The 26,312-nt window shown below is 35.3% G+C and carries 29 protein-coding genes; 13 read left to right on the forward strand and 16 right to left on the reverse strand.

Going from position 1 to position 26,312, the window contains the following annotated elements; all coding sequences use genetic code 11:
- The first annotated feature begins 70 nt into the window (after positions 1-70).
- Entirely contained in the window at positions 71-223 is a 153-nt protein-coding gene (locus AC0INN_RS15720) for a hypothetical protein (RefSeq protein ID WP_306613986.1), read from the forward strand.
- On the opposite strand, the gene AC0INN_RS15725 is transcribed toward AC0INN_RS15720, so the two are convergent.
- Positions 220-1,032, reverse strand: coding sequence for a helix-turn-helix domain-containing protein (locus AC0INN_RS15725; protein ID WP_306613987.1), 813 nt, complete (start codon positions 1,030-1,032; stop codon positions 220-222). The genes AC0INN_RS15720 and AC0INN_RS15725 overlap by 4 nt on opposite strands.
- Before the next feature lie 70 nt (positions 1,033-1,102).
- On the opposite strand from AC0INN_RS15725, the gene AC0INN_RS15730 reads away from it, so the two are divergent.
- The 5 genes from AC0INN_RS15730 (at position 1,103) to AC0INN_RS15750 (ending at position 7,667) form a co-directional block, all read left to right on the forward strand.
- On the forward strand, positions 1,103-2,254 hold the full coding sequence (locus AC0INN_RS15730) for an Atu1372/SO_1960 family protein (protein ID WP_306613989.1): 1,152 nt from the start codon (positions 1,103-1,105) through the stop codon (positions 2,252-2,254).
- A gap of 30 nt (positions 2,255-2,284) precedes the next feature.
- Complete coding sequence (gene dapB, locus AC0INN_RS15735; protein WP_273649167.1) at positions 2,285-3,085, forward strand: 4-hydroxy-tetrahydrodipicolinate reductase; 801 nt, start codon at positions 2,285-2,287, stop codon at positions 3,083-3,085.
- Positions 3,086-3,211: 126 nt separating this feature from the next.
- The gene (locus tag AC0INN_RS15740; RefSeq protein ID WP_273649168.1) at positions 3,212-4,318 is read left to right on the forward strand and encodes a TlpA family protein disulfide reductase; all 1,107 of its coding nucleotides are present in this window, start codon (positions 3,212-3,214) and stop codon (positions 4,316-4,318) included.
- 193 nt (positions 4,319-4,511) lie between these two features.
- On the forward strand, positions 4,512-5,180 hold the full coding sequence (locus tag AC0INN_RS15745) for a hypothetical protein (RefSeq protein ID WP_306613992.1): 669 nt from the start codon (positions 4,512-4,514) through the stop codon (positions 5,178-5,180).
- A 108-nt stretch (positions 5,181-5,288) separates the two neighbouring features.
- Positions 5,289-7,667 (forward strand): TonB-dependent receptor, encoded by a 2,379-nt coding sequence (locus AC0INN_RS15750; RefSeq protein ID WP_306613994.1) that lies wholly within the window; start codon positions 5,289-5,291, stop codon positions 7,665-7,667.
- Positions 7,668-7,688: 21 nt separating this feature from the next.
- Here AC0INN_RS15750 and AC0INN_RS15755 read toward each other — a convergent pair whose 3' ends face one another.
- Complete coding sequence (locus tag AC0INN_RS15755) at positions 7,689-8,048, reverse strand: hypothetical protein (RefSeq protein ID WP_306613996.1); 360 nt, start codon at positions 8,046-8,048, stop codon at positions 7,689-7,691.
- The gene (locus AC0INN_RS15760; RefSeq protein WP_306613998.1) at positions 8,041-8,172 is read right to left on the reverse strand and encodes a hypothetical protein; all 132 of its coding nucleotides are present in this window, start codon (positions 8,170-8,172) and stop codon (positions 8,041-8,043) included. Before AC0INN_RS15760 ends, AC0INN_RS15755 begins: the two co-directional genes overlap by 8 nt.
- A 91-nt stretch (positions 8,173-8,263) precedes the next feature.
- Here AC0INN_RS15760 and AC0INN_RS15765 point away from each other — a divergent pair, with 91 nt between their 5' ends.
- From AC0INN_RS15765 to AC0INN_RS15785, 5 genes are all read left to right on the forward strand, one after another.
- Positions 8,264-8,896, forward strand: coding sequence for a TetR/AcrR family transcriptional regulator (locus AC0INN_RS15765; RefSeq protein WP_306614000.1), 633 nt, complete (start codon positions 8,264-8,266; stop codon positions 8,894-8,896).
- An 89-nt stretch (positions 8,897-8,985) separates the two neighbouring features.
- Positions 8,986-9,810, forward strand: a complete 825-nt coding sequence (locus tag AC0INN_RS15770) for a helix-turn-helix domain-containing protein (RefSeq protein ID WP_306614002.1) — start codon at positions 8,986-8,988, stop codon at positions 9,808-9,810.
- Positions 9,811-9,885: 75 nt separating this feature from the next.
- Positions 9,886-10,536: an NAD(P)H-dependent oxidoreductase gene (locus AC0INN_RS15775; RefSeq protein ID WP_306614004.1), complete on the forward strand. Its 651-nt coding sequence runs from the start codon at positions 9,886-9,888 to the stop codon at positions 10,534-10,536.
- 240 nt (positions 10,537-10,776) lie between these two features.
- Entirely contained in the window at positions 10,777-11,976 is a 1,200-nt protein-coding gene (gene tyrS, locus AC0INN_RS15780) for a tyrosine--tRNA ligase (protein ID WP_273649181.1), read from the forward strand.
- A gap of 46 nt (positions 11,977-12,022) precedes the next feature.
- Positions 12,023-12,460, forward strand: coding sequence for a GNAT family N-acetyltransferase (locus AC0INN_RS15785; protein WP_273649183.1), 438 nt, complete (start codon positions 12,023-12,025; stop codon positions 12,458-12,460).
- Positions 12,461-12,486: 26 nt separating this feature from the next.
- Here the strand turns inward: AC0INN_RS15785 and AC0INN_RS15790 are convergent, their stop codons facing one another.
- From AC0INN_RS15790 to panD, 4 genes are all read right to left on the reverse strand, one after another.
- Positions 12,487-13,155 (reverse strand): TerD family protein, encoded by a 669-nt coding sequence (locus AC0INN_RS15790; protein WP_172280159.1) that lies wholly within the window; start codon positions 13,153-13,155, stop codon positions 12,487-12,489.
- A gap of 2 nt (positions 13,156-13,157) precedes the next feature.
- The gene (locus AC0INN_RS15795) at positions 13,158-13,733 is read right to left on the reverse strand and encodes a TerD family protein (protein ID WP_172280161.1); all 576 of its coding nucleotides are present in this window, start codon (positions 13,731-13,733) and stop codon (positions 13,158-13,160) included.
- 109 nt (positions 13,734-13,842) lie between these two features.
- Positions 13,843-14,871 carry a lysylphosphatidylglycerol synthase transmembrane domain-containing protein gene (locus tag AC0INN_RS15800; protein WP_273649186.1) on the reverse strand — a complete coding sequence of 343 codons (1,029 nt, stop codon included), beginning with the start codon at positions 14,869-14,871 and terminating at the stop codon, positions 13,843-13,845.
- 3 nt (positions 14,872-14,874) lie between these two features.
- Positions 14,875-15,225 (reverse strand): aspartate 1-decarboxylase, encoded by a 351-nt coding sequence (panD, locus tag AC0INN_RS15805; protein ID WP_172280165.1) that lies wholly within the window; start codon positions 15,223-15,225, stop codon positions 14,875-14,877.
- A gap of 397 nt (positions 15,226-15,622) precedes the next feature.
- Between panD and AC0INN_RS15810 the strand changes: the two genes are divergently transcribed.
- A complete protein-coding gene (locus AC0INN_RS15810) occupies positions 15,623-15,913 on the forward strand; it encodes an HU family DNA-binding protein (protein WP_034682524.1) in 291 nt (96 codons plus the stop codon).
- 73 nt (positions 15,914-15,986) lie between these two features.
- Here AC0INN_RS15810 and pdxH read toward each other — a convergent pair whose 3' ends face one another.
- On the reverse strand, positions 15,987-16,628 hold the full coding sequence (pdxH, locus tag AC0INN_RS15815; RefSeq protein WP_273649191.1) for a pyridoxamine 5'-phosphate oxidase: 642 nt from the start codon (positions 16,626-16,628) through the stop codon (positions 15,987-15,989).
- A gap of 24 nt (positions 16,629-16,652) precedes the next feature.
- Here pdxH and AC0INN_RS15820 point away from each other — a divergent pair, with 24 nt between their 5' ends.
- Entirely contained in the window at positions 16,653-17,201 is a 549-nt protein-coding gene (locus AC0INN_RS15820) for a YqgE/AlgH family protein (RefSeq protein ID WP_273649193.1), read from the forward strand.
- A 327-nt stretch (positions 17,202-17,528) separates the two neighbouring features.
- On the opposite strand, the gene AC0INN_RS15825 is transcribed toward AC0INN_RS15820, so the two are convergent.
- From AC0INN_RS15825 to AC0INN_RS15860, 8 genes are all read right to left on the reverse strand, one after another.
- Positions 17,529-18,338 (reverse strand): aminotransferase class IV, encoded by an 810-nt coding sequence (locus AC0INN_RS15825; protein WP_172280171.1) that lies wholly within the window; start codon positions 18,336-18,338, stop codon positions 17,529-17,531.
- A gap of 73 nt (positions 18,339-18,411) precedes the next feature.
- Positions 18,412-18,798 (reverse strand): START-like domain-containing protein, encoded by a 387-nt coding sequence (locus tag AC0INN_RS15830; protein ID WP_172280173.1) that lies wholly within the window; start codon positions 18,796-18,798, stop codon positions 18,412-18,414.
- A 189-nt stretch (positions 18,799-18,987) separates the two neighbouring features.
- A complete protein-coding gene (locus AC0INN_RS15835; RefSeq protein ID WP_373428025.1) occupies positions 18,988-20,169 on the reverse strand; it encodes an aspartate aminotransferase family protein in 1,182 nt (393 codons plus the stop codon).
- A 106-nt stretch (positions 20,170-20,275) separates the two neighbouring features.
- Positions 20,276-22,021 carry an OstA-like protein gene (locus tag AC0INN_RS15840; protein WP_306614013.1) on the reverse strand — a complete coding sequence of 582 codons (1,746 nt, stop codon included), beginning with the start codon at positions 22,019-22,021 and terminating at the stop codon, positions 20,276-20,278.
- Between the two features lie 3 nt (positions 22,022-22,024).
- Complete coding sequence (locus AC0INN_RS15845) at positions 22,025-22,498, reverse strand: Fur family transcriptional regulator (protein WP_089027587.1); 474 nt, start codon at positions 22,496-22,498, stop codon at positions 22,025-22,027.
- A 65-nt stretch (positions 22,499-22,563) separates the two neighbouring features.
- On the reverse strand, positions 22,564-24,555 hold the full coding sequence (locus AC0INN_RS15850) for a KUP/HAK/KT family potassium transporter (protein ID WP_172280177.1): 1,992 nt from the start codon (positions 24,553-24,555) through the stop codon (positions 22,564-22,566).
- A 103-nt stretch (positions 24,556-24,658) separates the two neighbouring features.
- The gene (locus tag AC0INN_RS15855; protein WP_273649199.1) at positions 24,659-25,642 is read right to left on the reverse strand and encodes a pyruvate dehydrogenase complex E1 component subunit beta; all 984 of its coding nucleotides are present in this window, start codon (positions 25,640-25,642) and stop codon (positions 24,659-24,661) included.
- 110 nt (positions 25,643-25,752) lie between these two features.
- Positions 25,753-26,172 carry a DUF2147 domain-containing protein gene (locus tag AC0INN_RS15860; protein WP_172280181.1) on the reverse strand — a complete coding sequence of 140 codons (420 nt, stop codon included), beginning with the start codon at positions 26,170-26,172 and terminating at the stop codon, positions 25,753-25,755.
- Positions 26,173-26,312: the final 140 nt, after the last annotated feature.

Below are 26,312 nucleotides of genomic sequence, written 5' to 3' on the forward strand. Positions count from 1 at the left end.
GAAAGAAGATCAATTACTGAAATGAAGGCAACTGAATTGCTATTGATTATTCATAAAAACACACTTTACTATGCTGAGTTTTTATTGTATTTATGATGATCAGCCCACTCCTGTCTACCCTGAAAAGATTGATCTGGAACTAGCCGTAGATCTTTTTACACCTCTTCAAAATAAAGGAAGATTAAGCAGAAAACCAAACACAGAAAAAGTCAATGCAGACTAGAAAATAATATCTTTTTTGGCTTTCGGTGCTTCCTTCATAATGGAAGCATAAGAAGAGGTAAAAGCGGAAAGACTTTTATATCCTACTTTAAAAGCTATTTCACTTAAGGTATATTGCCGGGTATCGATAAGCTCCACACTCTTTAAAATCCTGATCAATTGTCCGTACTTCTGAAGAGTAATTCCTGTCTGCTCTTTAAATATCCTCTGTAAACTTCGCACAGACATTTTTGCAAGGTCTGCCATATCGCTCACATTAAAACTTTCCTGATAGTGGTTATTTATATAATCACAAACAGGTATTAAGCGATGATCTTCAGGAACAGGAATTTCCAGAAAACGACTTTCATTACAAAAGTTAGGCAAACTATTTAACAATGCTTTTAGAAAAACGGTTTGCTCCTGATCTTCAGCATCTAGTTGATTCCATTTTGAAGCATATAAAAGCATCTCTTTCAAAACAGGAGGTGCCGCAAAAACATGCACTTCTTTAAAAAAATCAGATGGTAAAAGCTTTTTAAATAAAATGACCATCAGATTTACTGATCTTGCATCAGAAGTAGTGCGGTGCTTAACTCCGGAAGGTATCCAGATCACATGATTTTTAGGAACAAGATATATTTTCTGCTGAATATGCAGATACTGATACCCTTCTTCCACATAAGTGAGTTGGGCCCTTTCATGAATATGCTCATATTCATCATGCTTCCAGTTTTCCTCATACCACACATAGGCATCCTTCGAGATGGTATCATTGTAGAAACCCTGATTCGTTTCAATCAATCCGCATTTAAGTTTGGCGTTTTGCATATTCTTTTTGGCAAAGTTAATAAAAACGACATTATTAATTTTGTATCTGAATGTTAGACCTTAAAAAAATATGAAAAATATAAGCAAGATCATCACTGCTTTCTTACTTCTGATAATAACCCAATCTATGATGGCACAAGAACATAAAGCTAGAGTTCTGGTTCTGTTTTATTCGGATAATGGAGGAACTTATGAATTAGCAAAAGAAATATCAAAAGGAATTGAAACCCAAGGAAATGTACAGGCTGTAATTAAACAGGTAAAAGCGTCAACCCATCCCAAATTAAAAGATATCCCTATAGCCAGCGTCGAAGAACTCTCTTCCTACGACGGAATTGCATTTGGATCACCCGTTTATTTTGGAAATATCAGTACGGGAATGAGTGAGTTCTTATCAAAAACGGTTGGATTATGGACCACCCATGCATTAGAAGGAATGCCGGCGACCGTCTTCATGTCTGCAGGAAGTGGTGCAGGAAAGGAGCTGGCTATTCAGTCTTTTTGGAATAGCCTGGCCGTTCATGGAATGGTACTGGTATCGAATGGTATTCGTGGTGCAGAAAACACAGACAAAAATACCCCACAGGGAAACACCGTTCTTGGAGTAACCAGCCTTGCTTCAGTTAAAAATGTAGAACGCCCCAGCGAAAGTGAACGTTATATTGCCAGAATGCAAGGAGAAAACTTTGCTAAGATAGCAGCAGCATTGAAAGATATCTTTCCCCATAAGATGACATCGGAAAATGATATCCAAGAAAAAACAGCTAATATCAACACTGTCTTAAAACAAAAGCAGATCATTCTTCCACAGGTTCCTAAACCTGCAGGAAATTATCAGCCCTATGTACGTTCAGGAAATCTGGTTTTCATTAACCAGGTTGCATTAAAAGACGGGAAAATCCTTAATCCTGGAAAACTAGGACTTTCACTTACTGAAGAACAGGTAAAAGAAGCTACGAAAGTGACCATGCTTAATGTTCTTTCTGTATTAAATGAGGCCTTGGGTGGTGATTTAAACCGTGTAAAACGTTGTGTACAGCTTACGGGAATATTTAATACAAAAGACGACTATACTAAACACGCAGATCTTATGAATATAGCATCCGATCTTACTGTAGAAGTATTTGGAGAAAAAGGAAAGCATGCAAGAGCTACCTTTGGAGCATCATCGATTCCTGTTAACTCTTCTGTAGAGATTCAGGCCGTATTTGAAGTGGAGTAAAAAATATTAATTAACTTAAACAAAAAAATCATGATCAAAATATTCGTTGCAGGAGCTACCGGATGGGCCGGCTCTGAGCTGAGCAAAGCTATTTTTAAACAAGAGGGAATGCAGCTGGTCGGTGGATTATCCCGTTCCGGCAGTGGAAAAAACCTCGCTGAGATCCTTGATTTAGGGAATGAAAAAATTCCGGTATTTGATACCATTGAGAAGGCTTTAGATGCCCTTGACTTCGATGTGTTATTTGACTACACAAAACCTGATGTCGCCAAAACCAATGTCCTGGCGGCCGTAAAAAGAGGTAAAAAAGTTATTGTGGGAACTTCAGGCCTTACAGGAGAAGATTATGCAGAAATAGAAAAAGCTGCCATTGAAAATGATACTTCCGTACTGGCGGTAGGAAACTTTGCGATCACAGTTGTTCTTCTTCAAAAGTTTGCTGAAATTGCTGCAAAGTACATTCCCAACTATGAGATTATAGATTATGCACATGAGCTAAAAATCGATACCCCAAGCGGAACTGTAAGGGAACTCGCTCACCGATTAGCCCAGGTTCAAAAACCCGTTGTCCCTATTCCTACGGATCAGATGGTTGGTGAAAAGGCAACTAGAGGAGCAGAAATGGAAGGGGTTCATGTTCATTCTGTAAGGCTTCCGGGGCATGTTATTGCTGTAGAAACTATTTTTGGGTTAAAAGATGAAAAATTAATCATCAGACACGATTCAGGAACCAGTGCAGAACCTTATGTAAAAGGTGGGTTACTTGCTATTGAAAAAATAGGCACATTCAAAGGCCTCAGAAGAGGACTGGATACAGTAATGGATTTTTAAATAAAATTACAAAGGGTAAAAAAAGGAGACTAAATAAGTCTCTTTTTTTTGTGATATTTCCTGAAAACAATAACGGAAGTTACTCATAAAACAATATCTTTAATTTTTTAAAATCTCGATTTATTTATGAAAAAAATTTCACAGGTCTTACTTTTTTTATCATTCTGTACTATTTATTCCCAAACCAATTTTAAAATGGATATCAGTGCTCCGGTATTTGCTAAAGATTCCATAACCATTGCTCCTCCGATGGGAATGGGAGAAACTCATAAACTGTACAATTTTACCATTCAACCGGAAAAAGGTGTAAGATTTATGAAGGGTTTTAATACCGCATTTATCACGATCGATGACTCAAAGACAGTGACCGGACAAATAGAATATCCTCAGCCTGTTATCTTTGGATATTTTAATGCTGTAGAAAAGGGAGGATATGGTTCTGATATTTTTTTCATTGAAAAAGGGGATTACAAGATCAGTATCGTGGATAAAAATCTGAATTTTACGTCAGGTTCTGAAACGCCAACCAACGCCGAATACAAAAAACTGAAGAAGTTACTTGAGATAGCAGACAAAAAATTAAAACCTTATGAAGACAATAATCCTGGTGATATTGAAAGTAAACAAAAGCTGCTGAGAACCTATATCACTAAAAATCCAAACTCCTATGTGGCGTTCTGGGAAATCGTAAATGATTTCTCAAAATACGGTTTTAACCCAAGCTATGTGGAAAATATGCCCTTATTTTCTAAAAAGATAAAAGGGATATTCAGTTATAAAGAATTTGAGAAAATCCTGAAAATAGAAAATGCTACAAGTGTCGGTGCAAATTTCCCGAACCTGAAACTTAATTCAACCGATCAGATAAATAACTCCAGTTTTTCTGACCACAAACTTACCTTGATAGATTATTGGGCTACAACCTGCAAACCTTGTATTAAAGATTTGCCCAAGCTGGTCACCTTATATGAAAAATATAAGGATAAAGGTGTGCAATTCATAAGTGTTGCTGACGATACTGTGAAAGACAGAATGGATCGGGCCAATAGAATACTGAACGAAAATAAAGTAAGCTGGAAAAATTATTTCGATGTGAATCAGGCATTCCTCAATAAGCTTCATGCTACCGGATATCCTCTACAAATTCTGGTAGATCAAAATGGAAAGATCATTGCCAGAAAGTTCGGTGAATTGGATCAGATTGCTGGGGAAATAGAAAAGCACATTCAATAATAAAAAAATGACAGCCAAACAGCTGTCATTTTTTTGGCCATCAGTAAAATCAGAATTGAACTTTATCCGACTTTGAAAAGACAGAAGAAAGCATTGCATACAAAACCAAAAAATATATTCAACTTATATCACCGCATATTTGTATCTTTAAATACATCTAAAGGTTTTATTGTTAATTTTTTGATACAAAATTATGGCAGAAAAAATTTATTTCATAAAAACTAACCCTACTATTGCCAAGATCAATTTGTACAATAAGCTTTGCCGTGAGGAAAATTCAGCACTCAGATATCTGGATGATGACAAAAAAACCAGCCTGGAAATTATTAAGGCTAAAGTAAAAGACAGTGTCGAAAATCTTACACCTGATGAACTATGCAGTATTTTTCACTGGTTTCAGGGTGAATATCATGATACAAGTGCAGATCCATCAAATTCAAAGGAAGAAGTAATTAATCAGCTTTTTATTAATGGGATTGATCAGTTTTACGAAATTTCTCCTCCTGACGTTACTCCATTCAACCAGATTATTTCCGATTATCAGAAATATTCTCAAAGCACTTTACCCTATAAGTTCAATACAGAAGAATTCAGTCCTTTTCTTATCTATGGAATATTTTTTACCGGACTACTCAGCCGGTTCCATAAAAAAGAAAACAGCCATATTCTTTTAATGGACTTTTTAAAGCCGGATCATAAGGATTTATATTCCTTCGCTGAAGACAAATTCAATGCTGTTCAAACCAATCCTGAAACAGGATCACTCTTTGACAGTGGTGTTAAACTTTCAAAATACTTCGGTGAACTCTATGACCTAACCCGATTTTACAAAGACCCAATTATCAAACTTCACGACTCTTAAAATATAGATTTATCTATAAGGATACCATATTTTTTTATAAAATTCACTATCAAATGAATAATGATGTAACATTATTTTCTTAAATTGCCCCTGTCAGTAAATAATGATATGGTTCGAAAGATATTTACCTTCATATTTTTCTTATTTTCTCTTTTCATCTATGCTCAAAGCATTGAAGGAAGTATTATTGACGGACATCACAAGCCTGCGGTAGAAACTGAAGTGGTTATAACAAACGATACTGAAAAATTTTCTGCTATTACAGATCAGAACGGAATGTTTAAAATAGTTCTGAATAAAAATGGAATTTATTTATTAGAGGTTATTCATGACGGAATAAAAGTAGAAAGCGAAAAAATAACTGTTAGCGGAAATCTTACTAAAGACATCCATATAAAAGAAAATACACCTTTTGAGCAAAAGATAGAAGGAGTTTCTGTTTCCATAAAGAAAAAGCTATTTGAAAGAAAAGTCGACCGATTGGTTTTTAATGTTGAAAACTCTATTGCATCACAAGGAATAGATGTCGTGGAAGCATTAGCAAAAACTCCAATGGTACGGGCTACAGATGATGCTATTTCTATTGCAGGAAAAAGTAATGTTGCAGTGATGTTGAATGATCGGATCTTAAATTTATCCGGGCAGGAATTGATCAATTATCTAAAAACATTACGCTCGGATGATGTCGCTAAAATTGAAGTTATCACTACACCTCCTGCCAAATACGAAGCAGAGGGGAAAAGCGGGCTGATAAATATTATTCTGAAAAAGAAGGCTGATATGGGATGGAATGGCTCTTTACAGACATCAGGAAGTTACTTTTATGGAAAACCTACCGTCAGTGCAAGAAGTGGAGCCGGTTTTAATTACCAGGGGAATAAATTATCTCTTACAGCCAATTTATCAGCAGGAGATAATTATTGGGACAGTTCATCTTACAATTATTTAACAGGGACTAATAACTCAAATTACTGGAACACCGATTCCAAAGAACTGTATAATAACAAATACAAAGGAGCCAATCTGAAAGGAGAATATAAAATCAGTGATAAACACCTTGTAGGATTCAATTATAATTACTCTTTCGGCAACCCATTCGAAAAGGCTGAAAATTATACATCTATTTTTAATGAAGGAGGGAAACTCAATGTATTCTCCGACAGTAAAAATAAAAATCACAGAAACCTTCACAATACCAATGCTTTTTACGATATAAAGCTTGACACAATTGGAAGTAAACTTAGCATATCTGGTAATGTATTAATTAATAACGCACACGCCGATAACTTTTACAATACCGTCACCGATACCAAAGTTTCTACTCTTACCAATCCTGTCAGCAGGTACCGGATCTATTCAGGCCAGGCTGATCTGGAAAAGAATTTTGTCAAAATAAAAACGGAATCAGGCTTGAAATACACCAAAATAAAAAACGCATCTGATTTTAATTTCTTCAACATTGAGAATGGACAATATATTTTGAATAGAGAAAGGACCAATACATTTATCTATAATGAAGAGAACTTTGCTGCGTACCTGTCTACCAGTTTTAAAATCAATGATAAATGGGATGCAAAAGCGGGCCTTCGTTATGAGTACACTACACTGGAAGGCGTTTCATTAAATGATAATTCTTCTGCCAACATCAATTACGGAAAATTTTTCCCTACGGCTTATTTAAGTTATAAACCTAACGAAAACAATACATTTACATTAAATTATTCCAGAAGAATTTCGCGGCCCTATTTCGGAAACCTTAATCCCTTCAAATATTATACTTCAGAATATGAATATAATACCGGAAACCCATATCTTCTTCCCTCTTTTTCAGACAATTTTGAGTTGGGTTACGTGCTCAAAAATAATTTAAACATTACACTCTACTACAACTATAATAAGGATAATTGGGATAGAATACAGGTCGTAGAAGGAAATCTGAAATACAGTATTGTCAAAAATTTCTATAATCAAAATCAGGCAGGTATTAACATCAGCTACAATTATAATAAGCTTACGTGGCTAGAATCTAGTGCATTCTTAAATGGGTTTTATGCCAAATCCAAATCATATCTTCCTGAAGCGGTGGCAGCACCGGCAGGATATGGAGCCAGTATTAACCTGGATAATAACTTCTTTCTTAATAAGGAAAAAACATTGACTTTAATGCTAGGTATATGGGCAAACATTCCCAACAGAAGTGGAAATACTTATTTCAATGGAAATGGATCGGTTTATACGGGAATAAAATTAAACCTGATGGAGAAAAAATTAATGATCAACTTATACCTGAATGATGCTTTAAATACCGACCGTAATAAGGGAACAGAATATTATCCCAATTATAATGTAGAGTATTATTCCAAAGGAACCTCACGAAATATGTTATTTTCAGTAACCTATAAATTCGGTAATAATGATATAAAGGGAGCAACCAAGCAAATGAAGTTCGAAGAATCAAACAGAGCTGGAGGAAGCAATGGTAATTAAAATAAGTAGGACAACAACAGTTTAGATTGGTACTTTTTTATGCTGAAAAAGAAGGTATCCAATTCCTCCGATGGAATAAGCCAGTACATCAAAAAAATCTCCAACAAAGTGATCAGAAACCAATGGACAAAACCATTCAAATAAAAGAGAGAGATAAATAACCGATCTTATGATAAACTTTAGATCGGGCTGCCACCGGAAACCCAATATTTTATTCATCCCATATTCTATCAGATAACCGTACATGGGAACTGTAATAAGATCTGTAAAATAATCATTGAACCAGGGAATAATAATTCCATTCTTTCGGAAAATGATAATGGCTGACCAGATGAATAAGCCACATAAGAATAAGACCGAGATCCTGTATTTTCTAAGCATGTAATACCGCCATAATGACTCCTAAAATGACCTGCAGAACCTTGACCATCACTTCCTGCAAGTCTTTTTCATCTTTTCCTCTCTCTGCCGCTTTTTCGTAATCAAATTTTTGTTTCCCTTCCATTGCATTTTGATTTCTGAGTACAAATATACAAAAATTAGAACAAATGTTCTAATTTTTAAAATATTCAAAAAATCTCTCTTATATTTGAGGCATGAAAACCAGGGAAAAGATTATTTCAACAGCAATCCAGCTTTTCAACGAAAAAGGATACAATACAATCACGACAAGACATATTGCGGCTGAACTCAATATAAGTCCGGGAAATCTGCATTACCACTTCAAACATTCTGAAGATATTATTAAAGTTGTTTTTTCCGAACTCCTACTGGCAATGGATGAAATGATGAATACACTTCAGCAAACTGATCATAAGACCTTACAAAACTTATTTGACTTTACTTACCGTACTTACGAAATTTTCTATTCCTATCGTTTTATCTTCCTCAATTTCGTTGATATTCTAAGAAAAATTCCCGAAATAAAAACTCAGTATGAACAAATTAATTTGCACAGGAAAACTGAGTTTGAATCTATATTTCTGGATTTTCAGAAGAACAGGATCTTCCGGGAAGATATCCCTGATTTTATTATAAACAACCTTAGCACCCAAATATTTATTATTGCTGATAATTGGGTTACCCATAATAGCCTAACACTCAATCTACCAAAAGAAGAAGCAATTAAGCATTACAGCCTTATCCAGATGAATTTGTTTTACCCTTTGTTAAATCCTGAACAGCAGAAATTATATCAAGTGAATTTTATTCAAAAACTTAAAAAATAAATCTCAATTTGTTTTTAATTTTACCATTCAGTTAAAACGATGTAGTAATAAAAATCCTTTATTTTTACATCATAATAAATGGCTTTTAAATGTCCGGATCTTCAGCACAATATAATGGTTACAGAATCTCAGTTCCGCCGGAATTCGAGAATATATTTTCACATTTCTATTTTGCTGAAAACAATTCCGAATTTCCGGTAACCAAGACATTGCTGCCCACGTATCAGACGATATTGCTATTTTGCTTTGGGGAAAGTGCATCAATGGTAACTAAGGAAAAAACGATGATAACGGTAGATACGTGTGTCGTTTTTGGGCCTATCAGGCATTCTTTCGACTATACGTTGCCTTCCGGAACTTCAATTCTTGTAGCTAATTTCAAAGATGATGCTTTTTATCGTTTTTTTGGAAAAGCATGCATCTCATATCAGGCCGCGATAAATCCTGACGAGCTTCTTGAAGAAAACTGTTTTACCAATCTATGGCATCAGATTTCAAAAATTAATTCTACTCAGGAACAGGTAGATTATATTCTTGCGTTTTGTAAACCCTATTTGCAGGAGCGGGATCTCACAGGTCAGCTCTTGAGTGATTTTACAAATAAAAATTTAAACCCCATTAAAACAATTGCTGAAAAGACCAATCAAAGTGAACGAAGTATTCAGCTAAAACAAAAAGAGCAATTTGGATATTCATCCAAAGAGATCACCCGGTATAACAGGTTTTCAAAAGCCATCCAGCTTATTGAGAAAGAAATTGCCAATCAAAACAAAGTCGAATGGTTTACCATTGTTGATGAGTGTAATTATTACGATCAAAGCCAGCTTATCCATGATTTCAAGCACTTCATACATCTTTCACCTTCACAGTTCCTGAAGTTTCAGCAGGACATCTGCAATCCAAAATCGGATTAGGCACTTCGTTTTCTTACAATTTTTGTGTACTCAGCTATTCTACCTTTGTCCTGTAACAATAAAAAAGTAGAAAAAATGAGACATCTAATTATTTACGCACATTATAACGAAAACAGTTTAAACCACCATCTGTTAGAAACTGTTGTTGAAAGCCTGACTTCCCAAAATCATGAAGTTATTGTAAGAGATCTTTATGCAATTAACTTTGATCCTGTGTTTTCTTTAAAAGATATACAGGAACAGAGAATGGGAATTCTTGCCGATGATATCAAATATGAGCAGGAGTTCATCACATGGGCAGAGCATATTACCTTCATCTATCCTATCTGGTGGACCGGAATGCCGGCTATTATGAAAGGATATATCGACAGGGTTTTCAGCTATGGTTACGCTTACCGTTATGACCAGGGCATTCAAAAGGGTTTATTGGCAGGAAAACAGGCCGTAATTATCAATACGCATGGTAAATCACATGCAGAATATGAACAAATCGGAATGGATAAAGCACTTTCATTAACTTCCGATAAAGGTATATTTACATACTGCGGTTTTGAGATCAACCAACATTTTTTCTTCGATAAAGCAGACAGGGTATCTCCTGAACAAGTGGAAATATGGAAAGAGCACATTAGAAATACATATTATGAAATCAATGATCGCTTAACGAATGCTAATGAATCTGAAATATTGAACACTCATCCATTGCAAACCCGTCAATCTTCTTAAAGAAAATAATCAGCCAGTTTCCTGATTGAATTCTTACAATAGAAAAAACTTTCTATCTTTGCTGTTCATATGAAACATTTAAACAGCATATTACGTCTTCCTTTCTTTAATAAGTATTATTACCCGATGTACTGTTCGGGAAGACTGTCTATGTGTATAATTCAATAACAAAATATTAATTAATTATATAGAGCCCGAACATTATAGTTCGGGCTTTTTTAATGCAAAATTTTAAAAGAAATGATTCATTTATTACAAGAAAATGTGGAAATTATTTTACCACAAAACGGTCTGGAAAAAAAATTACAACAGGCTAAAGACGAAAACAGGAAACTAAACATCAAACTGGGATTCGATCCTACTGCTCCGGACCTGCATCTCGGACACGCTGTTGTTCTAAAAAAACTCAGACAATTTCAGGATCTGGGACACCGGATTATTATTGTTGTCGGAAGTTTTACAGCAAGAATTGGGGATCCTACAGGAAAAAACAAAGCACGAAAACCGCTAAGCACCAAAGATGTTAATGACAATGCCCAAACTTATATCGATCAGCTATCTAAAATAATTGATATTAAAAAAACAAAAATTGTTTTTAATTCCGATTGGTTGGATCATTTGAACTTTTCTGAAGCGATCGGATTGCTTTCAAAAGTAACTGTAGCCCAGTTAATGCACAGAAACGACTTCAATAAAAGATTTTCGGAAAATACACCTATTGCGATGCATGAACTTGTATACCCTATTTTACAAGGATTTGATTCCGTAAAGATTGAATGTGATATCGAAATGGGAGGAACTGACCAGCTTTTCAACTGCACAATGGGTAGACAATTACAGGAAGTGTATGGGCTTTCACCACAGATTGTGATGTGCCTGCCTTTATTAAAAGGACTTGATGGAAAAGAAAAAATGAGCAAATCACTACATAATACCATTGGCCTGACAGATGAACCCAATGAGATGTTTGGAAAAACAATGTCTATTCCTGATTCTTTAATCGAAGAGTTTATGAATCTCACCACAGACTTTTCGGCTGTTGAAAAACAGAATTTGAAATCGAGGATGGAAAACGGAGAAAATCCCATGAATATTAAAAAGTTACTTGCTAAAAATATTATTACTCAATACCATGACGAGTCTTCAGCAAAAAGAGCAGAAGATTTTTTTGCTAATCAGGTTCAAAATAAAAACTTTGAAGAAAAGACATTCAAACCTGTTGGTATTGATTCCCTGCATCTCTCGGAAAATTATGTCCTTCTTACAGATTTGTGTCACCAGCTTAAGAGTGATCTGAGTAAATCAGCTATAAGGAGATTGATTGAAAATGGAGGAGTACAGATTAATCAGGAGAAAATAACAGATATCGATCGAAGAATTGAATTGAAAGGAGGCACCAAAATCAAAATCGGAAAAAGATTTTTTTTCGAACTTTTTTAAATCTTAAATTCAATATATTCGTGGTATTGAAAAGGCTGAATATACTATGAACTTTGCATTGAAATACAGGAAAGCTAAGGAAAGCGATATTGAATTCCTGCTCGATCTGAGAATGAAAACGATGACTGAGCATTATGCCACTTCGAATCTGCCAACCACAAAAGAATATGCTCTTCAAAGGATCCTTTACCAATTTGAAAATGCTCATATCATCATTTTAAATGATAACCCAATGGGATTGTTAAAAATAAACAGAACTGCAGATAATATAGATATTTTACAACTTCAGATTCATCCTGACCAACAAGGTCTGGGTATTGGAAAATCTATTTTGGAAAAAATTATCCGTGAATCGGTTTCGGATCAGAAATCAGTTTCCCTTAGTGTTTTAAAAACTAATCGGGCACAGAAACTTTATTCCAGCTTAGGTTTTAAAATCATCGATGAAGATGATCATTCTTATAATATGAAATTTTTTAATTAAAAAAAGTATGCTTTTCAGCATACTTTTTATTTATACGTATAAGGCACCAGAACATCTATAAAATTATCCGTACTGTAAGGATCTCCTATTGCCCTGAATTTCCAGTCTCCATGATGGCGATATGCTTCAGCAAAAACCATCGAGCACATGCCATTCATACTGCTATCTCCGGAAAGACTATATTTTGTAATTTCTTTTCCTCTTGCATCAACCGCTCTGATAAAAGCATTATCAATCATTCCGAAATGCTGTCTGTTGGTCCTTCCCTGATATATAGACACGACAAAAATTATCTTTTGATAACGTTCGTTTAATTGATCCAGCTTCACTATAATCTGTTCATCATCTCCATCGCCTTCCCCTGTTCTATTATCACCCGTCAACCAGATGTGACCTGAAGGATGACGCATCGAATTAAAGTAAATAACATCACTTTCATAAAGCACAACCTGTTTTCCATTATGCCCATGAAGAGTTCTTCCCATATCAGCAACTTTCCCGTTTTTATCCAGAAGAAAAGCAACAGCATCGAGATCATATTCGGGTTCATTGCTGAATAACCTCCCAAAGAAACCTCCCTGCTTGCGAACGTCCCAACCCAATCCGATAGTGACCTGAGAAAGATCATAAACGCTTTCACCAAGATTGTTTTTCCTGAGATCTATCGTTTGGCCTTTTTGTAAATTAATTGCCATTGTTATTTAATGATTTGCCCTTTATAATATTTTTCAAGGAAGAAAGAAAGGTCTGCCCTGTAACCAATTCCGGAAGCCTCAAATTTCCAGCTTCCATTCCTCTTGTATAACCTGCCGAACTCGATTCCCGTTTCTATAGAAAAATCCTCATCCAGTTCATATTTGGCGATTTCCTGGTTGCTATTATTATCAATGATCCTGATATATGAATTTCTTACCTGACCAAAATTTTGTTTTCTTCTTTCAAAATCTTCGATGGTAACCACAAAGAGTATTTCTTCTACTCTTCCATCAACTTTTTCCAAATCGATAATAATAGATTCATCATCATCCCCGTCACTGTTCTTTCCACTCGGATCATCACCCGTATGAGTCAATGCGCCATCCGGAGAGCTTAGATTGTTATAAAAAACAAAATAATCTTCACTTACAAGTTTTCTTTCCGCATCGATCATAATTGCAGAAGCATCAAGATCAAAATCATATCCTCTTCCATCATTAGGATCCCATCCTAGTCCAATCGTTAGTTTTGTTAATCCTATATCTATTCTTTGTCCTTTCTGTAGGTTAATTGCCATAATAAAATCTTAAATATCTAAGATAAATTTGATTTCCCGAATATCCAAATATTTTAATAGAAAAAGCCCGATCTAATTGACCGGGCTGTATTGTATATCAGAATGGATATTAACTTTCAAAATTATTGTGACTGACTCTGCTATTTCTTGCTTTCGCCAGCATTGGAATAGAAATCAATCCCATGACCAGCATAATTACAATTTGCAGAGGTAAGGAAATAAAAGAATAAGTAAGTCCCATTTCACCTCCTAATTCCGCACTTTTTCCCATGGATATAAATAATGCCATAAATCCGAATTTCATAGCCAGGTTGAAGGCTCCGATACCTCCACTGGCAGGAATGATCATTCCCAATGTTCCTACTACAATAATAAAGAAACCGTCAGCAATGGTGAAGTTTGAAGTTTCCGGAAGTGCAAAACATACAAGATAGGCTGCAAAATAATAGGATATCCAGATTCCCAGCGTATACAAAATAAACTTTCCTTTCTGTTTCAGCCTGAAAATCGAAGTGATCCCCTGGAAGATTCCATCTATAAAGCCAATAATCTTTCCTAAAAGAGGAATTGTTGCAAGCTTCTTTTTGAGAACAAAAAAAAGTATTGTTCCTACTACAAGAATTAAAAGAATGATTAAAATTTTATTTGGGTTGATATCTATTCCTGAGTTTTCGTAAAAAGAAAGAATGGCCTTGTATTTAAAGATTAAGGTTAATCCCAAGAATCCCAACATACAAATAAGATCAACTACTCTTTCCAAAATAATCGTTCCAAAAGATTTATCTACCGGAACTCCTTCCACTCCATACAATGCCGTAGCCCTTGCTACTTCTCCACTTCTGGGAATGGTAAGATTCATCAGGTAGCCAAATGAAATAGACCACAATGAATTGGAGTTAGAGATCTGATGCCCCATAGGTTCTAATAAAAGATTCCAGCGAACAGCCCGAAACCAGTAGGCTAAAATCCCAAAAACAGAAGCAAATAAAACCCACAGGTAGTTTGCTTTTGCCAATGATTTCTGAATCACCTTAAAATCAAGTCCCTTTAAAGCAAGCCATAAAAAAAAGCCTGCAAAAGCAAGCGAAATTACGACTGTAATTATTGACTTTATGGGATTCGTTTGTTTTTTCTCCATGAATCAGGTAAGAAGGTTTGTCTTTTCATCCGGGAAAACGATCTTTGGCTGGAAACTTTTTGCCTCCTCCGGCGTCATTTGTGCATAAGCTATAATAATGATGATATCATCCTTCTGAACTTTTCTTGCAGCAGGCCCGTTTAAGCATACCTCTCCGGATTTTCTCTTACCTTTTATAATGTATGTATCGAAACGCTCTCCATTGTTTACGTTTACGATATAAACTCTCTCACCTACCACCAATCCGGCAGCTTCGATAAGATCTTCGTCAATCGTTATACTCCCGATATAATTAAGGTCTGAGGCAGTAACCCGTACCCTGTGAATCTTTGACTTGAAAACTTCTATTAACATGCTGCAAATTTATTAATAAAAATTTATAAATTGAAGTTTATAACCATTTTAAAAGCATCAGATACACAGGTATTTATTTTTTTTTAAATTAAAATATTTGGATTTTACTTACTAAATCTACAATCATATCACCAAATACATTAATACTTAATACAAATTCAAGATTTAATAAATACAAAAAATAATATTCCGATTTAGCTAAAGTCAATACACATAAGCATTTGGCATGATTTTAGTAACGGGTAACGTAGATTTTTGGTGAAAAACCGAATTATGATATTTTGATGTTTTTTCGCCAAAATCAAAAAAATAACACAAAATTTAATAAAAAAATTGCACAATTAGAAAATAGTATTATATTTGCTATAATTACGAACCAACTTTAATATTAAAAATTATGAACAAGTCTGAATTAATCGACGCAATCGCAAAAGATGCAGGAATTACAAAAGTTGCAGCAAAGTCTGCTCTTGAATCTTTTATTTCTAACGTAACTACTACTTTAAAGAAAAAAGACGGAAAAGTTTCTTTAGTAGGATTCGGTACTTTCTCAGTAGCTGAGAGAGCTGCTAGACAAGGTATCAACCCTGCAACTAAAAAACCAATCAAAATTGCTGCTAAAAAAGTTGCTAAATTCAAAGCTGGAGCTGATCTATCTACAGCAGTTTCTGGAGCTAAGAAAAAATAATCATTCAGATTAGAAAATGCAAACCTCATCTTTTGATGAGGTTTTTTTATGTTTATTCAGTTTGATAAAGGGATTAAGGCGCTAAACGGGAAATTTTCCAGTCGAGACCTTCAAGCTGATAGATAATCCTGTCATGTAATCTATTGGGTCTGCCCTGCCAGAATTCTATCTCATAAGGTTTTGCGATATAGCCACCCCAATTCTCGGGTCTTGGAACTTCATCCGTTTCATATTGCTTCTCCAGCTCTTTTAATTTCTCTTCCAGAAACTCCCTGTTGGGAATAATCTGGCTTTGAGGCGACACTACTGCACCCAGCTGGCTGCCTTTTGGTCTGGAATGAAAATAGCCATCACTCAGATTCTCCGCTACCCGTTCCAAATTGGCTTTTATGATGATCTGCCTTTCAAGTGTTGGCCAGAAAAAATGGAGACAGGCCTTATGATTTTTTTCAATTGCCTTTCCTTTCTTGCTTGAATAATTGGTGTAAAAAATAAACCCTTCATACGTATATGCCTTTAAAAGAACCATTCTCGTCCTTGGGCATCCATCTTCCTCTACAGTTGATATAGCCATTGCATTTGCTTCGGAAACACCTGGATTCTCTGACGCTGTAAGAAACCAATCCCTGAATTGCTCAATCGGATTTTGTTTTATCTCACTTTCAATAAGTTGGGATTTCTCATAGATTTTTCTCTTATCGTGAAGGTTTTCCATAAATATTTTTTATTAAATTTGAGTATGCATTACTCATACAAAGGTAAAATATTAATTTCCACACCTGATATTTCCGGAGATATTTTTTCCAGATCAGTAGTCCTTATCGTAGAACACAACGAAAGCGGCGCATTTGGTTTAATATTAAATAAGAAAAACAATCAGGTGAGTGGCAAGTTCAAGAACTTCTTTGATTTTAAAATCGATGTGTACGATGGTGGACCGGTGGAAAATGATAAGATATTCTTTATTGTAAAAGGCAAAAAAGTAACGGAACTATATACTGATATTGCTGATGGATTTTATCTGACAGAGGATATTGAAAACATCATTAGCGCCGTTTTAAGTGGAGACCTCCTTATAGATGATGTCAAGATCTTTTCCGGATATTCAGGATGGACAGCCAATCAGCTGGATAGTGAGGTTCAAAGAAAAATGTGGACTGTAGTCGATATCTATAATCTGGACTATACATTACCCAATGACCAGACCTTATGGAAAACTATCATGCAGAATCTGGGTGGTGAATATCTACTCTGGGCTAATTCCCCGGAAGATATTTCATTGAATTAATTCTACTTATATTGGGAATTAGAGAGAAAATATTAACAAATTTTAAGCTTGCTTTAACCAATTTTTAAGAAAGAATTTCCGTTATTTGAATAACCAAAAAGTCGTGAAAATGAAAATCTTAAAACAACTTATTTTATTTTTCTTTCCGGAAGTATTTTTAACTCTTAAGCCTATTAAGGTGAAGCGAGGCAATAAATAAAAATAATATTGTAAATAAGTCTGCCAGATACATCTCAGCAGGTTTAAAAAAATACAATTTCTGATATATTCAGAATAAAACCCGGTAAAGGACTTTGGAACTTTTGTTGTTTACCGGGTTTGTCAATTTTAAAAACTTTCCTTCCATTTTTCCACCAATTCGGTGAATCGGGAATTTCCAAAAGTCTTATTTCTTATCTTTCCTACAGAAAATATGCCTTTCTCATCTGAAATCATTAAAATTTCTTCAGCTTTCTGAGATTCAAATGCAATAATTTCATGCTCCTGAATATCAGCAAGATTATTCTTATGTAAAAAAGTAACAAAATTTTCCAGTAAAGGAGAAATGTATGCACCTTCAGAATGTTTTGGAACTTTAATGATATTTCCTTCTAAAAACAGAAGGTTTCCAGAAGTAGATCTCGCAATCCTCTTATTCGGATTAAGCAGAATCACATCATCCAGATCGTTTTCCTGAGCATAAATCCCTCCATAGATGTTTTCCGGACAATGAACCCTGATATTACTCAAAAGATTATTATTTACATTAATTTCTTTGATAAGATCAAGCTCAAGAAGCCTTTGATGAATGGCCAGAATATCATCCTTTTCATCGACTTCATAAAAATAGGAAATTGATGATTTTGCTAAAGTAAGTTCATCTGAATTTCTGAAAACCTGAAAATTAATAATCGCATTTTTACTATTCTTTCCTTCAATCACCTCTTTTTGAAAAAGAGTTTGAAAAAATTCAAGAGTATAAGTCAAAGGAATATTCATTCTCATTTTTCTCATTGAGGCCATTAGGAAGAAATAACACTCTTCGTCCATAATGAGCTTAGAGTTTCTAATAAAAAAAGAAACCTTTACAGCATCTCCCAGGAGAAATGCCCTGTTCTTCACATTCAATTCGTCTGATGTAAAATATTGATTTTCCAATGTATGATTTATTTATAAAAAAATAATGAACGATAAATCGTTCATCAGTTTTATCATTTTGTACAGCCCACTATTAAGCAGCCCCTAGTTTTATTCTTAGGTTTTCTATAAGATTCTCCCAATACATCGCATTTTCTTCTTCATCTCCTTCTTCACAAAAGTCTGTGATATTTAAAGCCAAATCTTCAGTAATATCATCAATCGTGATGGTCATTTCAAAGAAATTCTTTGTTCCCTCATCTTCTTCCCATCTGAAACGCACGAAACCTTCTGGCTTATATCTAATCAAAGTCGCCTTTTCAGCAGGGCCTCCACCCCAGCTAAAAAAGAAGTCATCTCCTTTCTCTACTACCTCATCCGCAAACCATTCAGATAATCCTTCTGCCGTCGCCAGATACTCATATAAAATCTCTGAAAGACAATGCATTGGAAATTCGTAATGGACTTTAAGTTTCGCCATATAATCTTTGTTTTATCGTCCCGCAATATATAAATTAATTTTTTTATTACACAAAAATGTATTTACTTTTTTATACAATATGCATGATATTTGTCACAGTTGTTCTGACACTATCGTGAAGGATTTTAAAAGCAAAATTTACAGTGCTTGGCATAAAAAATTCTCTTCTTTGAAAGAAGAGATTGATATCTAATTTTCGTTTAAAACTTCAAGGATAATCTGGCATCCCTCTTTTATTTCCTCAAGAGATATGGTTAATGGTGGAGAAATTCTTAAATATTCATTCCTGTACAGTTGCCAGAACACTACAAGACCTTTTTCCATACACTTCTGAGCAACTTTTAAAGTATATTCCGGGCTTCCTAAATTTACAGCGAGCATCAACCCTCTCCCGTTTATATTACTGATCTTGGGATGCACCAGTAATGCCCTGAATAGTTCCTCTTTCCTGTCCACCTCATTCATTAACCCACTTTCTAGCACTTCTTTTAATGTTGCATAGCTGGATGCCGCTATAAGAGGGTTCCCTCCGAATGTAGTGATATGTCCCAACTTCGGCGAATGTGACAAACTATTCATTATTTCCTTAGAGCTCATAAAAGCCCCAACAGGGACTCCACCTCCCATTCCTTTCCCCATAACAAGGATATCCGGAACAATTCCATAATGCTCAAATGAAAACAGCTTACCTGTCCTTCCAAACCCCGGTTGTATCTCATCCAGGATAAGGAGAGCCCCCACCTCCTCACATCTTTTTTTTAATTTCTTCAGATAATCGTTCTGAGGAACTAAAAATCCTGCCGCACCCTGTATCGTTTCAAGGATTACACAGGCTGTCTTCTCTGTAATCTTATCCAGATCGTCTTCATTATTGAATTCAATAAATGATACCATCGGTAAAAGAGGACGAAATTCCCTCTTATGATACTCATTTCCCGAAACACTTAATGCTCCATGGGTATTTCCATGATAAGAATCTTTAAAGGAAATAATTTCTTCCCTTCCGGTATATCTTTTGGCCAGCTTCAGACTTCCATCTATAGCTTCAGCTCCACTATTGACAAGATAAGTAACTTCCAGCGGATCCGGAGTAGCTTCTGCCAGCAAACGACATAATGCCACAGGTTTATCCTGCGCATATTCACCATATACCATTACATGAAGGTACTTTTCCGCCTGTTCTTTGATTGCATTAACGATTTTAGGATGGGAATGTCCCAAAGTATTGGCAGAAACTCCTGCTACAAAATCAAGATATCTCTTTCCGTCCGTTCCAAAAATATAGCTTCCTTCTGCTTTTTCAACTTCAAAACCTGCTGCAAATTGTGTAGTTTGTGCCTGGTATGAAAAAAAACCTTTTTGCAATTCCATTTTAAATAAAATTTTAGCAAAGCTAAAAAACATTCATTAAATCCCGAAATTATCATTACACAAAAAAAGCCTGCTTTTTGGCAGGCCTTTTATATTTTACAGAAACTTATTTTCTGACTCTCTTAGGTTTTTTAGCTTCTTCCTTAGCTTTTTCCTTTTCAACAGCTTCTTTAGCCGCATCATAAAGTTCAGTGTCGGCTTCGTATTTTATCTCTTCATATCCAGGAGTATCTACGAGGATATCCTGCCATTTCCTGATTCTGTCTTTTGTATTCCAGTTAAAGTCCTGAAACTTTCTTCTGGCAGGTTCTATCTTACTCATAGGATATGTATCGGACGTTGCCCCGATATTACAGGATACAATCTGAAGTACTCTGCTTTCAAATATAGCATCAATAATTCCACATGAGGTAAGGGTAATACCTATTCTTTCATTCTCTTTAGTCTTTTCGTTAAAGTCATCCGCATAACTTATAGCCTGTGCATTTCCTATAACTTTGGTTTCTTTGACCTCGCTTTTTTCATAATAAACGGTCATGAGCTTTCCTTTTACCTGGTTGAACTCATCTTTCAGGTTCAAAGAATCAACTTTACTTATAGCAAATGCATTTCCTATTACTTTCAAGGAGTCAAGATCCTCGGTTGCCGTATTAAAATAAGCTTCGATTTTATCTCCTGTCACCTGCTTTTCTCCACTCCATAAGATTGGTGCAGTATACATATGCATAATACCATCCGTTTCGTTAAATGCAATGGAATCTGCTCTTCCCTGTGCATTGGACTTATAAAACCTTCCTTTCCTGAATGCTCTCAAAAAACTTTTTTTCTTTGTAGCATCAGTTTCATCAGGTTTCTGATAAGAGATTATCTTTTCAGCTGCAAAATATATAGAATCCTTTTCAAGGATCTTTACGGCATATGGATTTTTGGTAATGATCGAAGAATCTTTCTTTTGAAAAATTTCTCCATAACCTCCTTTCACATATCTTTTTTCTTTAGGATCATCTAATGTCACATTTCCGGTAGCTGTACCAAACCCTGTGAGCTGATTAAAATACATATCATCTCCGGTCAGAATTTTATCGTTATAATGTATCCCCGAATTTTTATTAAGGTAGGATTCTTTAGAACCCATTTTATAGGTACCTCTTTCGGTGTATATATAGTTTTTCGGATTGGCCCTGTTGGTTATCGTTGTCGGACCAAAGAACTCAGCAACTTTAGTATTCTGGTTCTGTTTAATGTTGGGACCTTCGATAACATAGTCCGGAGTATCAATTTTTACATTGCCTACAAAATCGATCATCTTCGTATCCAGAAAATAGGTCGCAGATTTTGTATACATCACATTCTGTCCGTCAGAAATCGTTCCTCCTGTATTAAAATAGGCAAGATTTGAAAGTTTATCGTAATAAAGAATATCGGTTCTGATGGTTTGCTTTGGGTCGGTAAGGACTACGTTCTTACGTGCAACGCCCTTTTGGGTATTCCCATCGTATTCCATTTCCCCAGCAGTAATTACCGATCCATCTGTGTTCTGGAGCTTTGTATTACCAATCGCTTTCGCAAAGTTTTCTTCGCTATACAGCACAACTTCATCTGCCGTAAGGATAGAACCCTGATTTTCGATTTTTACATTTCCCTCAAGATATTGGTTTCCGTCATACTTTGCAGGATCTTTTTTTACAAAATCCGCATGGATGATTTTAATTTTATCTTCAGGTCTTATTTGCTTGGGTGTATTATTATTTACAGGAGCTTTTAAATAAGGATCCCTTTGCGCAGGTTTTTGTTGATCTTGCGCAAATATAAAAGTAGAAACAAAGAGTATCAGAAAAAGAATCAGTCTCATTGATTAGTCATTCTTAATGCCATAAAAATACAGCGAATGAGAATCAATTTTTACGCCAAAAGCATCTTCTATAGCTTCTTTGATCCCTTGAATCCTAGGATCACAAAACTCTATAATTTCCTCAATCTCCTTATCAGAATCTTTTTTGTAGATCACCAAGTGATCGTGTTGCTTATCAAAATAAGACTTCTCATAAGATGAAGACGTCAGTGTTTTTTCTCCAAATTGGTGTTTACGAATTAGCCCTGCATCCAGGAAGATCTCAATTGTATTGTAAATTGTTGCTTTAGAAACATGATATTTCTTCTGCATCATCAACAGATAGAGATCATCCACATTGAAGTGGTGATCCATATTATAGATCTCTTCCAATATGGTGTATCTCTCAGGCGTGTTTCGGAAACCTTTTTCTAAAAGGTAGTTTCTCAAAACATCTTTGATAAGAGCTATATTTTTTTCTTTTTGTATAGTATCCATTAAAATAATTATCTACAAATTTATTAATTTTTATTTAAATAGATAGTATGCTTATAAAGTGGTGCTTAGAAGTTATGGCGTAAAAATCCCGCCTGTTCAATTTTTTTATCATATAATGTCTCCTCTGTAATCGGAGCAGATTCCACCACTACATTGTGTGAAGTGACTCCCCAGGCCTTGAAATCGTCACTTCCAATATACTTCACAAAATTGTAAATATTAAGCGTGATTTTTTGTTTTACCGTCAAAAGTATATCGTTGATATACGTATTATCTATAATCACATATTTAAGATCCGGAGGTATATTATGTGCTCTCAAAGAAGGGTGACTGCTTCTTGATGGAATAGTTCCATCAGCCATAAGATCTTTCAGAACCATACCGAAATAATCATTGATTCTGCGGTCTACTTTAAATCCTAAAAGAAAATTCACTTTAAATACAGTTCCTGGTAATATTTCATCTACCGTATATTTAAAAGTATAGGGATCTTCCTGATTTACAATACTTAAAACAAAATAATGATCTGCCCTTTTAGGCTGTTTCTTGATGATGGAATAAATAATCTTTGACTCTACCTCGTCATTTCTTTTTGCTCTGCTTAAGTAAGCAAGATTGGTAGCATATTTAGGAATGGTCTCATCAAGTTTCATATCCTTAATAATAGACACATATTTATCGATCTTTACATATTGTATAAAGTTAGCCTTGATCAGTCTGCCGTTATACCATGCATACATACATACTGCAATAAACCCACCTAATACCATTGTTAGCCATCCTCCATCAACAAATTTGATGACATTGGCATAGAAAAATCCTGATTCAAGGAAAAGATAAACCGCTCCGAAACCTATAATAAAGAATTTGCTTACCCGTGTTCTGCTTAACCAGAAAAGTAATAGTATGGTGGTCATTAACATGGTAATGGTAATCGTCAGACCATAAGCCGCTTCCATTCTTTCAGATTTTTGAAAAAATATAACCACAACAAAACAGAATACCATCAATCCCCAGTTTACTCCCGGGATATACATTTGTCCTTTAATACCCGAAGGATATTCAATGTGCTGATTCGGCCAGAATGAAACTGACATGGCTTCCGAGAACATAGTAAATGATCCGGTGATTACGGCTTGACTGGCGATAATTGCAGCGGCTGTTGCAAGGATAACCCCAGGTAAAACGGCCCATTGCGGCATAATTCCAAAGAATGGATTCACACCACTGAACACCTGATGATAATTATCCAGCAGCCATGCTCCTTGTCCAAGATAGTTCAGGATAAGCATTAATTTTACAAACACCCAGCTGATTCTTATATTTTTAGCACCACAATGCCCCAAATCCGAGTACAAAGCTTCCGCTCCTGTTGTACAAAGGAACACTGCTCCCATGATAACAATAGCACTTGGAGAGTGTGTAATAAGATTGTAGGCATATATCGGGTTAAATGCTCTTATAATTTCAATGTGATCAAAAAGGTGGATTGATCCGAAAACCCCTAAGGCCAGGAACCAGGTTACCATAACGGGTCCAAAGAATTTCCCAATAGAAGCCGTTCCAAACTGTTGTACCACAAAAACTACAAACAGGATGACCAGGGTAATGAGAACTACCGGTGTCTCGGGATTATATATTTTTAACCCTTCAATAGCAGACATAACCGTTAATGAAGGAGTGATTACACTATCTGCAACAAGTGTTGCCGCTCCTATAATGGCAACCACATAGAGCCATTTCTTCTTGAGTTTCTTTACTAGTGAATAAAGTGCAAGAATTCCCCCTTCTCCTTTATTATCTGCTCTTAGAGCAATAATTACATACTTTATAGTAGTTTGAAGGGTCAATGTCCAGATAATACATGATAATGCACCTTCAATATATTCATCGAATGGCATTGCCGCACCATCTTTTCGGGCATTCACAATTGCTTTCATTACGTACAATGGTGACGTCCCAATATCCCCAAAAACAATTCCGAGGGACACAATAACCCCTACAAATGAAAGTTTCTTTAGGTCAAAATGATGACCACCCTCTGTAACTTCTGACATATCAGCTAATTTTAAAAGCGCAAATCTACACTAAATTTATGACCTCATGAATTATTCTTCATGAATATAATAAATGAAAAAACTTCCTTTCGGAAGTTTTTCTCTATGATTTAATATACAACGCATTTTTAATCTCCTCTTTCACTTTTTCAAGTTTAGGGAACCATTCTGCAAATAAAGCTGCTGAATATGGAGCAGGAGCATCAGGAGTCGTAATTCTCTTGATTGGTGCATCCAGATAATCGAAAGCTTTTTGCTGAACCATATATGCAATTTCAGAAGAGATAGACGCAAACGGCCATGCTTCTTCCAAAATAACCAGTCTGTTTGTTTTCTTAACAGAATTTAAAATAGCATCATAATCCAAAGGACGGATTGTTCTAAGGTCGATCACCTCTACAGAAATTCCTTCTTTAGCCAAATCTTCAGCAGCCTGAATCGCTACTTTCATGATCTTACCAAAAGAAACCAGAGTTACATCCTTACCTTCTTTCTTGATATCTGCCTTTCCGATCGGTAGATAGTATTCTTCTTCAGGAATTTCCATTTTATCTCCATACATCTGCTCGGATTCCATGAAGATTACCGGATCATTATCCTGGATTGCTGATTTCAATAATCCTTTTGCGTCATAAGGATTAGAAGGTACGATCACTTTCAATCCCGGACAGTTTGCATACCAGCTTTCGAAAGCCTGAGAGTGCGTAGCTCCCAATTGGCCTGCAGAAGCAGTAGGACCACGGAAAACAATAGGACAATTCCACTGTCCTCCACTCATCTGACGGATTTTTGCTGCATTATTGATAATCTGGTCAATTCCTACCAAAGAGAAATTGAATGTCATAAATTCTACAATGGGTCTGTTCCCATTCATCGCTGCACCTACGGAGATTCCGGTAAAACCAAGTTCTGCGATCGGTGTATCGATTATTCTTTTAGGACCAAATTCATCCAGCATTCCTTTTGAAGCTTTATACGCACCGTTGTATTCTGCAACTTCCTCCCCCATTAAATAAATGGATTCGTCTTTACGCATTTCCTCACTCATTGCCTGTGCAATTACCTCACGAAAAGTATATTCTGCCATATTTCTTTGAAAAATTTAGACTACAAAAATAGTGTTTTTTTATTACACACATCATAAAAACGGCATCTCATTTAAATGAAATGCCGTTAATTAATTTTATTTAAAACAGATTAGTTTACTTTTTGCCAAGTCTGCGTTCTTCCCAACAGGGATAAACCTATGTATCCTCTTACATTCAACTGATCTCCGGATCTTGTAATCGTACATTTATACGTTTTTCCAGTCTTTGGATCTGTAATAGTTCCTCCGGTAAATTCGTCACCTTCTTTTTTTAATCCCCTGATAATTTCCAGTCCAAGAATAGGTTTTCCTTTTCTGTCATCTTTACAATTTGTACAGTTAGGATCAGCAGGCTTTATAAGTAATTGCGATACCTTGCCATAATAAGTCCCATCTGTTTTTTTATAGATTTCTACAATAGATTTTGCCTGTTTGGTTTCATCATCTATAGTTTTCCATTTTCCTTCTATCTGTGCAAAAGATAATATACTTGCCAAAGAAAATGCCAGGGTAAATAATAATTTTCTCATATACTTGTTATTTTAATTTTGATATACTGTTCTTGTTATCTATTTAACGCTAAAAATATAAATTAATTTTAAACAAACAAAAACATTTATTATACTGGGCATATATAACAAGACACATACCAATTTAAAAAATTAAACAC

The sequence above is a fragment of the Chryseobacterium subflavum genome (genome assembly GCF_055762745.1).